This window comes from Acinetobacter legionensis (genome assembly GCF_057165765.1).
In genome coordinates, this window is sequence record NZ_CM169896.1 from 4,139,185 (window position 1) to 4,154,469 (window position 15,285).

A 15,285-nucleotide genomic window follows, 5' to 3' on the forward strand; every position below is an offset into this window, starting at 1 on the left:
TTTTTTTTAAATTTCTAATCTTTTGGTGCTAAAAATTTTAAATATAAAAAAAGCGGATTTTACAATCCGCTTTTGACTTCTCTCGATATTTCATACATGACTGAACTTATAGACTAAAGACATGAAAGGTATCCGTTATACACAAATACCGTTCATCAGTATCAACTAGGCTTCCGCTACAATTTCACCAAATTTGCCATTGTTGAAATCGTTAAACGCTTGCACGATTTCTTCTTTGCTATTCATTACAAATGGACCATAGCCTTGGATTGGCTCATTCAATGGTTTACCTGTAAGCACCAAAAACTTAGCATCTTGCACCGCTTCAAGTTGAATTGCTGCATCACCATCTTTTTCAAACATGACAATCGAGCTATCGAGCACCTTTTGTGTACCATTGAGCAGCATTTCACCTTCTAGTACAACCACCAAAGTATTGTGGTCAACTGGCACATGAATAATTTGCTCATGACCCGCTTTAAGCTGACCATCCCAAACATTGACAGGGCTAAAGGTTGAAGCAGCACCTTGTTGTTCAGCATATTTCCCAGCAACCACACGTAAGTGGCCTGCATCATCATCAAAATGAATCACAGGAATATCTTGCGCAGAAATTGCTTGATACTTAGGTTGGGTCATTTTATCTGCCGCAGGTAAATTCACCCAAAGCTGAACCATTTCAAAGATTCCACCTTTTTCAGTGAATTCATGTGAATGGAATTCTTCATGAACCAAGCCTGCGCCTGCAGTCATCCATTGCACATCACCTGTTTTAATGGTTCCACCACCACCATGTGAGTCTTTATGGGTAACTTCACCTTGGTAGGCAATGGTCACCGTTTCAAAGCCACGATGTGGATGTGAACCTACACCGTGCTGTTCATGGCTAGGTGCAAATGTATAAGGTGCTGCATAATCCAATAATAAAAAAGGACTAATCGCTTGACCTAAACGATCATAAGAAAACAAATTTTTTACAGGAAAGCCATCACCAACCCAATGCATATTTTGATTGCGGTATACACCAATAATTCTTTTCATCTCAATACTCCTATCTCTAGGCTTTAATATGAATCCATTTTAAGTTTTTTAAAGTGATCAATACAGCAATCTACCAATACGCTGAATCCCAAATATAGGATATTCAACAGCCAAGGCTCAGCGTAGTTTTTAATCAATAATCTTATTTATGAGATTATTAATCTCAGTTTATAGGCTTAATTATCATGATTAAGCCACGTAACATGAAATCCATGCAAAATAATTTGTTTTGTATTTAAGCACAATTTAAATTTTAGTGACTTCAAGGATATAAAAAATGGGAAAACCTTACGTTCGTTTAAACAAAGATGATGCTGCGGTATTGTTAGTCGATCATCAAACTGGATTACTTTCTTTAGTCCGTGACATTGACCCAGATAAGTTTAAAAATAATGTTCTGGCACTGGCTGCTGCAGCTCAATATTTTAACCTTCCAACCATTTTGACCACCAGTTTTGAAGATGGTCCCAATGGTCCACTGGTACCCGAGTTAAAAGCACTTTTTCCAGATGCACCATATATCGCTCGCCCTGGTCAAATCAATGCTTGGGACAATGAAGACTTTGTCAAAGCAGTAAAAGCAACAGGCAAAAAACAACTGATTATCGCAGGTGTTGTCACCGAGGTTTGTGTTGCATTTCCGGCACTTTCTGCCCTAGAAGAAGATTTTGAGGTCTTTGTCATCACCGATGCTTCTGGAACATTTAACCCGCTGACACGTGACTCAGCTTGGGATCGTATGAGCAATGCAGGCGCGCAATTAATGACTTGGTTTGGTGCCTCTTGTGAGCTGCATCGTGATTGGCGTAATGATATTGAAGGTTTAGGTACGCTATTTGGTAACCATATCCCTGACTATCGTAACCTGATCAATAGCTACACTCAAAATACTTCTCAGAAATAAGACAATGATTTAAGCGAGAAATGTAATCTTTTGCATTTCTTGCTTTTATTGGTACAAATTTTAAAATATTTTCCTATTAATGATACTATTTAATCATCAACACACTTGAGATGAAGCTGTGCACTCTTTTGATGACTACTATTATTTCTATCTGGTGGTAAAGCATGGTGGATTTAGTGCTGCCAGTGAAGCCAGTAATATCACCAAGTCTAAACTGAGCCGACGTATTCTGGATTTAGAAGCTAAATTTAATGTGACCTTGATTCAACGCTCAACCCGACATTTTAAAGTCACACCACTTGGACAAGAGTTTTTTGAGGAATGTGCAAAGATTATTGAACAAGCCGATAATGCTCAGAATGTCTTATTAAAACAAGAAATTGAATTACAGGGACTGATTAAAATTAGTTGCCCACCGGTGATGATGGAACATCAAATTCGACCAATTCTAAATCAGTTTTTAAAAAAATATCCCAAAGTTCGGGTTGAATTGGCACTCACCAGTCGACGTATCGATGTGCTGCATGATGATATTGATTTGGCCATTCGTACTAACTTTTCAAGCAATGAAGACTCCAGCATTATCGTTAGAGATGTGATTAAAACCACGCACTGTTTAGTGATTAGTCCTGAACTTTTAGGCGATCGTGAAATCCAACATGTTACAGAACTTTGTGAATTTCCAACCATTGTTTTAGGTACAGATAAACAGCACTATCATTGGCATTTACATCATATTCAGCAACGAGAAGAAATCGATATTCCATTACAGCCTCGAGTCAAAAGTAATGACTTAATGGGTGCGTATTATGCAGTACTCGATGGCTTAGGTATTGCCGATCTTCCCTATTTAACAGTAGAACGAGACATTTCTTCAGGGCGTTTAATCCATCTGTTACCAGAGTGGTGTTCCAATATTGGTGTTGTACAGTTGGTTTATGCATCTCGCAAAGGTCAACGCTTAGTCATGGAAAAATTGATTGAAGATTTAGTCGATGGTATTCGTGCCTACGCACCTAAACACGATGGTTATATTTTATAAAGCCAATCGAACCATAAAAAAACCAGAAGTTTAACTTCTGGTTTTTCAATTTTAACTCTATGCAATGATTAGATTTTACCGATCAGATCAATTGAAGGTGCAAGTGTTGCATCGCCTTCTTTCCATTTTGCTGGACATACTTCGCCTGGGTGTGCGTGTACATATTGTGCCGCTTTCACTTTACGCAGTAATTCTTGTGCATCACGTCCAATACCACCGGCATTGATTTCAATAATTTGAATTTTACCTTCAGGATCAATCACGAAAGTGCCACGATCTGCAAGGCCTTCAGCTTCAATCAACACTTCAAAGTTTTTTGCCAAAGCCCAAGTTGGATCACCCACCATTGGATATTGGATCTTTTTGATTTCATCTGAGTTGTCATGCCATGCTTTATGGGTAAAGTGTGTATCGGTAGACACTGAATAAATTTCTACGCCCATTTTTTGGAATTCAGCATAGTTATCTGCTAGATCGCCTAACTCTGTTGGGCAGACAAAAGTAAAGTCAGCAGGATAGAAAAATACCACAGACCATTTACCCAAGAAGTCTTTTTCAGACACTTCGATAAATTCACCATTTTTATATGCAGTTGCGTTAAATGCTTTAACTTCAGTATTGATCAAACTCATTTGGTCTTTCTCCAATAGATTTCAGGGATTGCTTATCTGTGGAATCACTATACGAAAAATTATTAAATCGGTAAAACTGGAGTTTTTAATAAAAATAATCGGTTTTATAGATTTATTTTTCCAATCTGTTGCCTTGGTTTGATTGAAAATATTATTTCAAACTTTGCTTGACCTTTCGCCTTTTACTCTATAGATTTTCTTTTTGAGTGGACTTTAAAAAATGACGTTCTCAATTCTTTTGGAGCAATTCCAAAACCTTCCTTTTGGTACAGATGCTTTTAAACAACTGAAAATAAACTGCGAATCTCAAATTGCTCATTCTGAGGCTGATTTTGAGAAAACGGCGATTTTTATGATTTATGGTTTTGCCAAAAACTATGTCTTACTTTATGAAGACCAAGCCATTACTGCTGAATTTGCGGCAAAAGCAAAAAACCAATTGCTAGGCTATATGCAGCAACTCGACACAGCAATCCAGACTCAAGATCGTGCAACAATTCTTAATCACTTAGATCAAGTCACAGCGCACTATATGCAAAGCTCACGAATTTTTTAATCACAGTATCCGTAATTCAACAAGCTTGGTTATTCAGCCTTGTTGTTGCTGATATACGCTTTCTAGACTGCACCAAGCCGCATGTGCCAATGCTGCTTGGTAAACTTTTGGCGTGGCTTTCACTTTACCTGACAACCATGCCCGACAATAACTTTCTGTCGATCCAACCATAAATGACAATAATAATTCATGGGGAATGTTCTTGATCACCCCATAATCGGGTTGTTGCTTCATCCAAGCCAATAAGTGTTGATTACGTAAATGATTCTGCTGTTTTAGCTGATCCCGCTGAATACTTTTAGAAATACTAAAATTGGCAGCATATAAAAATCTGGCAAAATCTGGATTATCCATGACCCAATCTATATAGCTTGCTGTCATCACTTGAATACCCTGCTGTAGACTTTGTGCAGACAATAATGCTTGATCACGGCGTTCCGCTTGGTCTTCTATGGCTAAAATATATAGGGCTGCCACTAAACCTTCTTTATTTTTAAAATGGTGGTAAATCGCCCCCACACTGGTTTGTGCACGTTCACGGATCATTTCTATTGTTGTTGTTTCAATCCCATGTTCTAAAAAACAAGCTAATGCTTCCGTTAAAATCACCCGTTTTAATTCTGCACGGCGCCCACTATAACGACGTTCCAACAAACTTTGATTATTCATCTACAGCCTTTGATTTTATTTAAGCATTTTCTATATGACATTTTACGCGATTCAAATCGTCTGTCGAGCCAACAACAGAATTTAATTCTGTATTAGAATAATATTCTGTAAACTAAATAAGGAATACAACAATGAGCCAAACCCTAAAACTGTGGAATAGATTTAAAAATAAGCCTGCTGGCAAATGGACATTTTCAAAATTATTGTGCTTAAAAGCACCTTATTTCAGCAGTATCTCACCTGTTTTTGAACGACTTGAAGCGAACTATGCTGAAATTAAAATCAAAAAACACCGTGCTGTACTCAATCATATTGGTACAGTCCATGCAATTGCCATGTGTAATATGGCTGAACTTGCTGGCGGAACCATGACTGATGTAACCGTGCCTTCCACGCACCGTTGGATTCCCAAAGGGATGACGGTTGAATATTTAAAGAAGGCTGAAACTGATTTAATTGCGATTGCCACGCCTGGTGAAAGCAATTTTCAGTGGAATCAAGGTAGTGATTATTTGGTCAATGTGGAGGTTAAAGACATGCACAATGATCTGGTATTTAAAGCTGTGATTACTATGTGGGTTTCAGCAAAAAAGTGATTGTCTCAAACCAAATCATGAGGTTCATAAAAAAACCCTTTGTTTTCACAAAGGGTTTTTGATCAAGCTTGACCGTTTTATCAATTAAAACGGTAAGTCATCATCTAAATCCGCAGGGGCAGCAGTAGGTGCTGATGGTGTAGCTGCAGGTTTAGGCGATTGAAAACCTTGATTTACGTTGTTTCCGCCATTGCCATAGCCACCTTGTGGATTGGCATTGCCGTAACCACCACCTTGATTACCTTGATTCGCATAACCGCCACCACCTTGGTTGTTGTTAAAACCACCTTGCTGGTTGTTATTGAAACGTGGTTGGTTATAACCACCATTGTCAGCAGCAGCGCCTTCACCTTGTTGACGGTTGTTGTCAAGCATCTGCATTTGTTCGCCACGAATTTCAGTGGTATAGCGCTCTTGACCATTTTGATCCGTCCACTGACGGGTACGTAAAGAACCTTCAATATAAACTTTTGAACCTTTACGTAAATACTGCTGTGCAATCTCACCTAAACGGTTGTGCAATACAATACGATGCCATTCCGTTTGTTCTTTTCTTTCACCGGAATTTTTGTCTGTCCAAGATTCACTTGTCGCAATTGAAAATTGAGTGAGAGAACCCCCATTTGGGAAAGTTTTAGTCTCAGGATCACGACCTAAAGTACCAACTAAAATAACTTTATTTACACCACGCATTAGATGTTATCTTCCTATTCGATTCTATGTTTTACTTTATAAGAGTTATGTTTAAATGGCTACCTCTTTCCCAAACAACTGCGTTAAATGTTGTCGCGCAGCATCATCAATTTGCTGTTTATCAACTTTTATATACGCAACTTGCTGGTCAGACATAACCACAACTTCCTCAATACCACGAATTGACAACAACTGAGAAGTCCAATTATCGGTTTGTTTATCCTCAGGCAATCGTAATACGATTGATGTTAAATATCGTGGTTGAGCTAGCCCAAAACTAATGAGCAACCAAAGTATAGCAATAGCTGATAAGACACTCCAACCCATTGTTGTATTATTGAGCAAAATTAATTGCCCACCAAGTGTCCCACCAAAAAAAGCCCCTAAAAATTGAGCACTTGCATTGACGCCCATCGCTGTTGCTTTGGATTGAATCGGCGCTGCTTTAGACAGCCATGATGGGAGTAATGCTTCCATGACATTAAAGGCAATAAAGAACAATCCAAGGCCTAACAACAAGACATATTTGGATTCATAACCAAAAATCAGAATGACTAATCCTGCTATAATTCCCGCAATTGCCGTTAGAAAAATGCTGCGCATTTTACGGTATTTTTCAGCTAGAATAATGCTCGGAAATGCAAAGAACAGACTGATGACCAACAAAGGCAAGTAAACAATGCCATGTTGCGCCAAAGGGATCCCAGCAAAATTGATCAATTGAGAAGGCACATAAACAAACATTGCGGTAAGCAATAAGTGCAACGCAAAAACTGAAACATGCAGACGATTCAGATCGCCCATTTTTAAGATTTGTTTGAGCTGATGCAGATAACCTTGTTTAAAGTTTTTATGATGACGGATGGTTTTAGGCACCATAAACAACATGAGAATTGCCAATAACCCCATAATTGTTGTTACCCAGAATAGCCCTGAAATCCCCACCAAACTGGTGAGCCAAGGTCCTAAACTAAAAGCCACAACAAAAGACAAACCGATACTCATGCCCATCACAGCCATGGCTTTGGTTCGATTCTCTTCACGGGTGACATCAGCCAGCAAAGCCATAACAACCGCAGATACAGCGCCAGCTCCAGCAATCGCACGGCCAATAATGACCCCATAAATGGTTTCAGACATTGCCGCAACAGCACCACCCAAAGCAAACAGCAGTAAGCCAAAAATAATCAAAGGTTTACGACTAAAACGATCTGCCCATAAGCTAAAAGGAATTTGCAGAAGTGCTTGGCTGAGGCCATAGACACCGACCGCTAAACCGATCAAAGCAGGTGTCGCATACTTATAGGACTGACCAACCACCGCAAACACAGGGATAATCATGAACAACCCCAACATGCGTAAAGCAAAAATACTACTTAATGCAAAGGTCGAGCGGCGTTCTAAAGGATTCATCATATCTACTGGCTTATCAAAACTGGCGAGCTAATTATCAAACACATCATCGCATATTGTGGCAACTTTGTGGAAACATTGAGCATAAAAAAGAGCACTGTTAAAGTGCTCTTGTATTGTAATCTCTTTTCTTAAAAAAGGATTAACTCTGTTGTTCAATTCGCTTGTTATATTGAATTGATGCAATGACTGCCCAAACAATAAATGCAACCCCAATCAAACCAGTGACTACTTCAGGTACATGTAAACCTGTACCACTTGCAATCATGATAAATGCCAAAGCGCCAATAGCATAATGCGCACCATGCTCAAGGTAGATATAGGCATCAAGTGTACCTTTATCGACCAAGTAGATTGTCATTGAACGAACAAACATCGCACCAATAGCTAAACCGAGCATAATAATGACAACATCAGAGGTAATCGCAAATGCACCGATTACGCCGTCAAAACTAAACGATGCATCTAATACTTCTAGGTAAATAAAGCCACCAATACCAGCTTTGATGACACCTGTAGGTGCACCATTGGCATCATGACCCACAGCATTGCCGTCTTCATCTACTTCTGGCTCGCCACCTAGTAAATGACTGAGTACTTGTACACCGATATAAATCACGATGCCCCAAATACCTGCCATTGTGACCACAAGGCGTTTCGCTTCATCTACATTTGCAGCCATAATCAGCAATGCAACTAAAGCAAGGAATACCGACATTGCGGGTACATTGGCTAAGTTGGCTAAACGCTTTTCAATCCATTTAAACCAATGGGTATCTTTACCTTCATCCAAGAAAAAGTTTAAAAATACCAACAACAAGAATGAACCACCAAAAGCGGCGATTTCAGCATGATGTGCCAATAATTTTTCTGAGTATTGAATTGGATCATTTAATGCCATTTTCACAACATCAAACATGCCCATATCCGCTGTGACTGCAACAATCACAACCGGAAATACCAGTCGCATACCAAACACAGCAATCAAAATACCAACGGTTAAAAAGATCATTTTCCAGAAATGATCCCAATTACGCAGTACAGATGCATTTACAACAGCATTGTCAAAAGACAGAGACACTTCCATAACAGCAAGAATTGCCGTAATGGTCAGTGCAGAGAGCATGGCTTGCACGCCTGCATTTGGACCATGGGTAAAGCCCCAATATGCAGAGATTGCCAAACACACGATCGTAAAAAATATTGAGAAACCAAAATGTTTCATCATGGGAATTCGACCTACGGAGAATAGTTTTTGAATCAGAAAACTGAAATAAAAATCGCGTTTTTAATGTGCACATTATGACGACTTTTTCACATTTATCCAAAGTTCTTTGTCATATTTTTATGCAAATACAATCGAATTTTCTGCATTCAAATACCTAAAGCAATTTAGAGTTGTTATAGTCTTGCAAACTGAAATCATTTTATAACTTGAATCATTGCATAGGAAAATGACATGTCTTTTTCTCAAGACGTTTGGCAACGTAATCTTGCTTTATATAACAAAACTTTAGCGCTTCCATTTAACCAAGAACTTGCGACAGGCTCATTAAACAAGGAAGCTTTTTGTCATTATGTGATTCAGGATGCGCATTATCTGGTGGCATATGGTCGTGCATTGGCTGTCTGTGGTGCAAAAGCATTTGATGCTGACGATATCATCCAATTTACCCAAGGTGCGAAAGAAGCGATTGTTGTAGAACGTAGCCTACACGATGGATTTATGAAAGATTTTGGGATTAGCAAAGCTGACTTTGAGAATACCCCACTTACCCTTGCCTGCCATCACTACACGGCTTTTTTAACTGCGACGGCTTGGTCTGAAAGCTATCCTGTGGTTTTGGCTTCGTTACTGCCTTGCTTCTGGATTTATGCAGAAGTTGGTAAAGATATCGTGAGTAAATCTATTGCCAATAATCCATATCAAGCATGGATCGATACTTATTCAGGTGAAGAGTTTAACCAAGCAGTTAAAAATGTTTTAGCAACGATTGACCGTATTGCAGAACATTGCGATGCAGATACCCTTGAGAAAATGCATAAAGCCTATACCAAAGGTGCTGAATTAGAATGGCTGTTCTGGGATAGCGCTTATCATCAAAGACAATGGTTAGGCTTAGATTAGTAATACAATTTTATTGAAAATTGATGATGTTATATAAAGATGAATAATTCATCTACTTTATGTGCCTCATCTACAACTATCCCTTATAAAACTGAGGGATAGCCTCAATAAAAAGAGTGCCAAAGCACTCTTCACTCGCAACAGAATACACTAAAATGCTATTTTAAGTTAATCTGATAAATTGCTGTACTGCCACTGACTTCATTGCCCACTATCAACATAGGCTTTGCATTTGGTGAATCTTTGGCAGAGACAAACGTCAGCCCTTCAGGACCTAAATCACTTTTCTCAATCAGAATCTGTTTGCCATCCTTGTTTAAGATTGGCTGACCTTTGGCATCTTTATAAACCTGATCCTGTTTAAAGGTACGATTATTAAAATACTGTATAAACACAGGCTTTTGTGGATTACTAATATCATAAACCATAATCCCACTTTGGCGCTCTAAGCCGATAAAGGCAAAGGTTTTTTTGCCAATCGTACCCAGCGCTAAACCTTCAGGCTCAGGCCCTTTATTGTCACTTCGGTCATCAAAAGCCACCGCTTCATGATCACTATTAAAATAATTTGGAAATAGCTCAGCAACTTTACGCTCAAACTCACTGCCTGAATCCCAAACTAACTTGCCTTGTGCATCCCATATACTGAAAGAACGCGCGCCATAGCTATAAAGTTTGCTATAGGTCAATAATCCATTGGCATCCAATTTTGGTGAGCCATCCGTGTTGGTTTGATAACCCATATTCCAAGCAATATTTAAACGTCCTAATTGTGTATCATCACGGCACATGCTTGGATCAGTCGCTGTTGCACCACAATAGGCAAAAACCGTTGCATCTAGTTTGGCACCTTTTACACCTGTTGCAAGATTGACTAAGTGTGCTGGATAATCACCTTTGTTATTGAAACCTTTGACATTAAACAGGTGTTTCATTCGAATTGCTTCAACAAAACCTTGGCTTTGATCTCCTGCATAGTACGCTTTTGAGTCTTTTAGCCATTCACGTGAATCACCTTCATTGGCGGTGACTAAATAACTCGCCCCATTGGCTTGATAATGGGCAATTGAATCAGGTTGATACATCCCCACCAAACCTGGCCAAGTTTGGATGTTAATTTTTCCATCTTTATCACTGACATCTAGTGCATTGTGAGCAAGCCCATGATCTTTATAACCTAATGGAAAAATATCAGTCACTTTTTTAGCAACGATATCAATTTTGGCAATGGCATTATTTTCTTGTAATGTCACCCAAGCGGTTTTCCCATCATTGCTGATGGTGATGTATTCAGGCTCTAGATCTTGAGCCACCGTCGCTTTAGGACCAAAAATGCGTACACCCGATTTAATCAAATCGGCTTTTTTATCATTAAACGCTTTAAAATCGGCAAGGCTAGCGGTTGGTCGTTGAATATTGCTAATATCAATAATGCTGATTGAACCTTCAGGATCGATACTATAGTCATCATTCGGTTCCGCCTCATTTGCCACCAAAACAGTTTTACCATCTGGACTAAATGTCAGCATATCAGGTAAAGCACCAACTTCGATTTGACTAATCAATTTCAAATCTTTGGCATTAAAAAAAGCCACAATACCTTTATCTGTTTTTTGTTTGGCTTGAACAGCAAGTGCCACAATGCCATTTCTAATCGCAACTGAATTTACTTCAGAATCAGCTAAAGCTTCACGAGCCGAAAGCTCACCAATATGCACAGGCGTTTCTGGTTTAGACACATCTAACACATCAACCAAACCCTTTTTGGCATTGACCACAAATACCCGTTTTGTTGTTGCATCATATGCGGGAATCTCTGCTGCACTTTCAGCAAAAATACCCGTTTCATAACGCCCCAGTAAGCTTAAATTAATGCTTTCAGGTGTGCTTTCTTCAACCGTTGGCGCTGTTGTTTTATGATCATCATTACATGCCACTAAACCCACAGAAAGCATTGCTAAACACAATGCTGAAACTTTTATGTTCATAAACAGCCCATTTTTTGTTTAATTTGGCTTAATGTATTCATCACGGGTGTAAGTTCCATGACAAGCAGATTACAGTTTTATGGCAATTTCTTGAACATTCAATTGGGTATTGCGCCTGATTCAATATAAAGCAACGATTTCATACAGATTTAGTCAGATGATTGTTTTAAAATATTCACAAAATGGGATTATTTAAGTTCTATGACGACTACGCCATCGCACAGTAAACTCCAACCTAAATTCTATTTATTGGTTTTTTTAGTTTCGATCGGCTTTTTCATGCAAGGCTTAGATACCACGATTATCAATACCGCTTTGCCTGCGATGGCAGAAAGCCTGCAAGAAAATCCATTAAAAATGCATGGCATCGTGATTAGCTATGTCTTGGCAGTTGCTGCATGTATTCCTTTAAGTGGTTGGTTGGCAGATCGCTTTGGGGTACGAAATATCTTTTTTGCAGCGATCGTGATTTTTACCGCTGCCTCATTGGGCTGTGCACTGTCCAATGACTTCAATCTGCTTATTGTATTTCGAGTTATTCAAGGTATCGGTGGCGCATTACTGGTTCCAGTCGGGCGACTCGCCATGTTAAAAATCATCCCTCGTGAGCAGTTTCTTTCTGCAATGAGTTTGATGAGCTTAGCAGGCTTACTCGGTCCATTAATGGGCCCGATCTTAGGCGGTTGGTTGGTCGAATATGCGTCTTGGCACTGGATTTTTCTGATTAATTTACCCATCGGTATTTTAGGCACTTTTGTCACCTTTAAAGCCATGCCCAATGTGACTGAAGCATCGGTAAAATCCTTTGATTTCAGTGGCTTTATCCTATTGGCAATCGCAATGGTGGGAATGGCTTTAGGGATTGAAAATATTGCTAGCAATGAAATCTCCAGAAGCCTGAGCTTAGGCTTACTTTTCGCAGGGATAATCTCAGCATTGGTCTATGCCTATCATGCCCATACCCATAAAAATGCATTGTTTCGTAGTCGACTGTTTAAAAATAAAATCTATACCATCGGTGTACTCGGTAATTTCTTTGCGCGCTTTGGTGGAAATGCGGTTCCTTTTATTTTGCCACTGATGCTTCAAGTCGCCTTTAAAATGGAACCTTTTATGACTGGGGTAATGATGACCCCAATTGTACTTGGTTCATTATTTTCTAAACCCATCATTCGCCCGATTCTACAACGTACTGGTTATCGTCCATTTCTACTGGTTAATACCTTATTGATCGGTGCATGTATTGCCAGTTTTGCGTTACATACAGCAGATACTCCGACATGGTTAGGTGTGGTGCATTTCTTTATTTTTGGTGTACTCAACTCATTACAGTTTGTGACCATGAATACCCTTACGCTTAAAGATCTCCCACAACAGGACGCCAGTAGTGGGAATAGCTTTTTGTCGATGATTATGATGTTATCAATGAGTATTGGGATTGCTTTGGCAGGTACTTTACTCAATGCATTTACAGGCTATTTTAGTGAAGCGCATATAACACAAGCATTTCACTATACTCTGATTTGCTTAGGTGCGATTAACATCATTACGGCGTTGATATTCTTTCAAATTCCCAAAGATGCGCAAATTTAAGTGTTGCAATTTTTATTCAGCCATCGTTTTTTAGAACCAAAGCACGTTAAACTGATCCATCTGGATATTTAAAAAAACCATGTCAAAATACGCTGCGAAAAAACACAAACAGCAAAAAATCACTCGCAATAGCTCAGTTTTAGCGATCGCACTTTTCTGTTGCGTCATATTCGGGACTTTGTTTTTTGTTCATAATAATACTGCCTTGGCTGAAGCCTATCCGATTAAAGGTTTCGATGTATCACATCATCAAGGTGATATTGATTGGAAAAAAATCTCTCCGCAGCACTATCAGTTTGTCTATCTCAAAGCCACTGAAGGTGGCGATTATCAAGATGATAAATTTCAGCAGTATTGGTTAGAAGCACGTGAACGTGGTATGCGCGTGGGAGCTTACCACTTCTTTCGTTTATGTCGTGATGGTGACATTCAAGCACAAAATTTTATCAAAACAGTGCCAAATAAAAGCAATGCCTTGCCCCCTGTAATGGACTTGGAATATGACAGCAGTTGCATAAACACCTATACCAAAGAACAATTAATCAAACAGATCAAAAGTATGCATGATCAATTGCAAAAGCATTATGGTAAACAACCGATTTTTTATACCTCTAAAATCTTTTACAACATGGTTTTAACAGGTGAGTTTAAAGATACACCGATTTGGATTCGTGAATATAAAGATAAGCCTGATTTAAAAGACCAACGTGCATGGACATTTTGGCAACAGAGCAACCAAGGTAAAATTCAAGGCATCGAAAAAAATGTCGATTTAAATGTGTTTTATGGTGATGCAGAACAGTGGCAGCAATTTTTACAGAAAAATAAGTTGAATTAAGTGCAATCAAAATCTTTCATGACATAAGCTGTCGCATATTCTTTACAAAATTCAAATTCATCAATAGAAACAAATCAAGATCGGTTAGAATAATTACACAGCGTTTCAACACTGTGTAATTCATGAGAAAAATCATCCATATTGACATGGATGCATTCTATGCATCTGTAGAGCTACTCGACCGTCCTGAATTAAAGCACTTGCCTGTAGTGATTTCATCACATCATCCTCGGGCTGTGATTGCTGCTGCATCCTACCCAGCGCGTCAGTTTGGGTTACGTTCTGCCATGTCGATGTCACAGGCAAAAAAACGTTGTCCTCAGGTCTATGTGATTGAACCGAATTTTGAAAAATATCGTGATGTTTCTGTAAAAATTCATGAAATTTTTCAAAAATACACTGCGCTTATCGAACCTTTATCTTTAGATGAAGCTTATTTAGATGTCACTGAAAATTTACAAAATATTCCCAGTGCAACTGAAGTGGCGGAACGAATTCGAGCCGATATTTTTCAACAAACAGGGCTTACGGCTTCAGCAGGTGTGGCACCGAATAAATTTCTTGCCAAAATTGCCTCGGATTGGAATAAACCCAATGGCATTTGCATCATTAAACCGACCCAAGTTCAACATTTTATCCATGATTTACCCCTGAAAAAAATTCCCGGTGTTGGTAAGGTCACTCAGGAAAAACTGAAAAGCTTAAACTTAGAGACTTTGGGTGATTTGCAAAAAATTGAAGAAAATATACTGATCCATCATTTTGGCAAATATGGCAGACAGTTATTTTTATATGCCCAAGGTATTGATGATCGTCCAGTACAAGCCGAACGACAACGTCAGCAAATTTCTAAAGAAACCACATTTGATGATGATCTCAGCCTTGAACAGTGTTCAATCTATTGGGACAATTTAATTGAACGTGTTTGGCTCAGTTTAGAAAAAAAACACATGCAGGCTCGTGGTGTCACCGTGAAGTTAAAACTCAAGAATTTTCAAGTTTTACAGCACAGTAAAAGTTTTAAAACCGCACTTCAATCACAGCAAGAAATGGTTCAAGTCATTCAAATATTATTAAGCGAAATGCAAATTCCTGAGCATTTTCAATTCCGTTTAATCGGAGTCGGTTTGTATCAACTGACAGATCAGCAAGATGAAGCACAATTATCATTATGGTAAACACAAATGAAAAA

15 protein-coding genes are annotated in these 15,285 nt (G+C 38.8%); 8 read left to right on the plus strand and 7 right to left on the minus strand.

Annotated elements, in window-relative coordinates:
• Positions 1–165: 165 nt before the first annotated feature.
• Positions 166–1,041, minus strand: a complete 876-nt coding sequence (locus AC2G3J_RS18965) for a pirin family protein (protein ID WP_105713878.1) — start codon at positions 1,039–1,041, stop codon at positions 166–168.
• 277 nt (positions 1,042–1,318) lie between these two features.
• Between AC2G3J_RS18965 and ycaC the strand changes: the two genes are divergently transcribed.
• Entirely contained in the window at positions 1,319–1,945 is a 627-nt protein-coding gene (gene ycaC / locus AC2G3J_RS18970) for an isochorismate family cysteine hydrolase YcaC (protein ID WP_004818434.1), read from the plus strand.
• Between the two features lie 118 nt (positions 1,946–2,063).
• Entirely contained in the window at positions 2,064–2,987 is a 924-nt protein-coding gene (locus AC2G3J_RS18975; RefSeq protein WP_483770443.1) for a LysR substrate-binding domain-containing protein, read from the plus strand.
• Between the two features lie 68 nt (positions 2,988–3,055).
• Here AC2G3J_RS18975 and ahpC read toward each other — a convergent pair whose 3' ends face one another.
• On the minus strand, positions 3,056–3,619 hold the full coding sequence (gene ahpC / locus AC2G3J_RS18980) for an alkyl hydroperoxide reductase subunit C (RefSeq protein ID WP_004718560.1): 564 nt from the start codon (positions 3,617–3,619) through the stop codon (positions 3,056–3,058).
• A 220-nt stretch (positions 3,620–3,839) separates the two neighbouring features.
• Between ahpC and AC2G3J_RS18985 the strand changes: the two genes are divergently transcribed.
• Positions 3,840–4,175, plus strand: a complete 336-nt coding sequence (locus AC2G3J_RS18985; RefSeq protein ID WP_034611310.1) for a hypothetical protein — start codon at positions 3,840–3,842, stop codon at positions 4,173–4,175.
• A 33-nt stretch (positions 4,176–4,208) separates the two neighbouring features.
• Here AC2G3J_RS18985 and AC2G3J_RS18990 read toward each other — a convergent pair whose 3' ends face one another.
• On the minus strand, positions 4,209–4,844 hold the full coding sequence (locus AC2G3J_RS18990) for a TetR/AcrR family transcriptional regulator (RefSeq protein ID WP_483770444.1): 636 nt from the start codon (positions 4,842–4,844) through the stop codon (positions 4,209–4,211).
• Positions 4,845–4,975: 131 nt separating this feature from the next.
• Here AC2G3J_RS18990 and AC2G3J_RS18995 point away from each other — a divergent pair, with 131 nt between their 5' ends.
• A complete protein-coding gene (locus AC2G3J_RS18995; RefSeq protein ID WP_483770445.1) occupies positions 4,976–5,440 on the plus strand; it encodes a hotdog fold domain-containing protein in 465 nt (154 codons plus the stop codon).
• A gap of 84 nt (positions 5,441–5,524) precedes the next feature.
• Here AC2G3J_RS18995 and ssb read toward each other — a convergent pair whose 3' ends face one another.
• The 3 genes from ssb to AC2G3J_RS19010 form a co-directional block, all read right to left on the minus strand.
• Complete coding sequence (ssb, locus tag AC2G3J_RS19000; protein ID WP_105713882.1) at positions 5,525–6,133, minus strand: single-stranded DNA-binding protein; 609 nt, start codon at positions 6,131–6,133, stop codon at positions 5,525–5,527.
• Positions 6,134–6,184: 51 nt separating this feature from the next.
• Positions 6,185–7,549, minus strand: a complete 1,365-nt coding sequence (locus AC2G3J_RS19005; protein WP_483770446.1) for an MFS transporter — start codon at positions 7,547–7,549, stop codon at positions 6,185–6,187.
• Positions 7,550–7,688: 139 nt separating this feature from the next.
• On the minus strand, positions 7,689–8,771 hold the full coding sequence (locus tag AC2G3J_RS19010; protein ID WP_171066888.1) for a DUF475 domain-containing protein: 1,083 nt from the start codon (positions 8,769–8,771) through the stop codon (positions 7,689–7,691).
• A 234-nt stretch (positions 8,772–9,005) separates the two neighbouring features.
• Between AC2G3J_RS19010 and tenA the strand changes: the two genes are divergently transcribed.
• A complete protein-coding gene (tenA, locus tag AC2G3J_RS19015; protein WP_483770447.1) occupies positions 9,006–9,674 on the plus strand; it encodes a thiaminase II in 669 nt (222 codons plus the stop codon).
• Positions 9,675–9,832: 158 nt separating this feature from the next.
• On the opposite strand, the gene AC2G3J_RS19020 is transcribed toward tenA, so the two are convergent.
• Positions 9,833–11,662 (minus strand): choice-of-anchor I family protein, encoded by a 1,830-nt coding sequence (locus AC2G3J_RS19020; protein ID WP_483770448.1) that lies wholly within the window; start codon positions 11,660–11,662, stop codon positions 9,833–9,835.
• Between the two features lie 201 nt (positions 11,663–11,863).
• Between AC2G3J_RS19020 and mdtD the strand changes: the two genes are divergently transcribed.
• From mdtD to dinB, 3 genes are all read left to right on the plus strand, one after another.
• Positions 11,864–13,255 (plus strand): multidrug transporter subunit MdtD, encoded by a 1,392-nt coding sequence (gene mdtD, locus AC2G3J_RS19025; RefSeq protein WP_419309660.1) that lies wholly within the window; start codon positions 11,864–11,866, stop codon positions 13,253–13,255.
• Positions 13,256–13,334: 79 nt separating this feature from the next.
• Positions 13,335–14,093 carry a glycoside hydrolase family 25 protein gene (locus AC2G3J_RS19030; protein WP_483770449.1) on the plus strand — a complete coding sequence of 253 codons (759 nt, stop codon included), beginning with the start codon at positions 13,335–13,337 and terminating at the stop codon, positions 14,091–14,093.
• 122 nt (positions 14,094–14,215) lie between these two features.
• Positions 14,216–15,271 (plus strand): DNA polymerase IV, encoded by a 1,056-nt coding sequence (gene dinB / locus AC2G3J_RS19035; RefSeq protein WP_419326953.1) that lies wholly within the window; start codon positions 14,216–14,218, stop codon positions 15,269–15,271.
• The last annotated feature ends 14 nt before the right edge of the window (positions 15,272–15,285 follow it).

Bases quoted from the DNA above. Each gene is read 5' to 3' on its own strand.
- AC2G3J_RS18965 (WP_105713878.1), bottom strand. From the start codon at position 1,041: ATGAAAAGAATTATTGGTGTATACCGCAATCAAAATATGCATTGGGTT.
- ycaC (WP_004818434.1), top strand. From the start codon at position 1,319: ATGGGAAAACCTTACGTTCGTTTAAACAAAGATGATGCTGCGGTATTG.
- ahpC (WP_004718560.1), bottom strand. From the start codon at position 3,619: ATGAGTTTGATCAATACTGAAGTTAAAGCATTTAACGCAACTGCATAT.
- AC2G3J_RS18985 (WP_034611310.1), top strand. From the start codon at position 3,840: ATGACGTTCTCAATTCTTTTGGAGCAATTCCAAAACCTTCCTTTTGGT.
- AC2G3J_RS18990 (WP_483770444.1), bottom strand. From the start codon at position 4,844: ATGAATAATCAAAGTTTGTTGGAACGTCGTTATAGTGGGCGCCGTGCA.
- AC2G3J_RS18995 (WP_483770445.1), top strand. From the start codon at position 4,976: ATGAGCCAAACCCTAAAACTGTGGAATAGATTTAAAAATAAGCCTGCT.
- ssb (WP_105713882.1), bottom strand. From the start codon at position 6,133: ATGCGTGGTGTAAATAAAGTTATTTTAGTTGGTACTTTAGGTCGTGAT.
- AC2G3J_RS19005 (WP_483770446.1), bottom strand. From the start codon at position 7,549: ATGATGAATCCTTTAGAACGCCGCTCGACCTTTGCATTAAGTAGTATT.
- AC2G3J_RS19010 (WP_171066888.1), bottom strand. From the start codon at position 8,771: ATGAAACATTTTGGTTTCTCAATATTTTTTACGATCGTGTGTTTGGCA.
- tenA (WP_483770447.1), top strand. From the start codon at position 9,006: ATGTCTTTTTCTCAAGACGTTTGGCAACGTAATCTTGCTTTATATAAC.
- AC2G3J_RS19020 (WP_483770448.1), bottom strand. From the start codon at position 11,662: ATGAACATAAAAGTTTCAGCATTGTGTTTAGCAATGCTTTCTGTGGGT.
- mdtD (WP_419309660.1), top strand. From the start codon at position 11,864: ATGACGACTACGCCATCGCACAGTAAACTCCAACCTAAATTCTATTTA.
- AC2G3J_RS19030 (WP_483770449.1), top strand. From the start codon at position 13,335: ATGTCAAAATACGCTGCGAAAAAACACAAACAGCAAAAAATCACTCGC.
- dinB (WP_419326953.1), top strand. From the start codon at position 14,216: ATGAGAAAAATCATCCATATTGACATGGATGCATTCTATGCATCTGTA.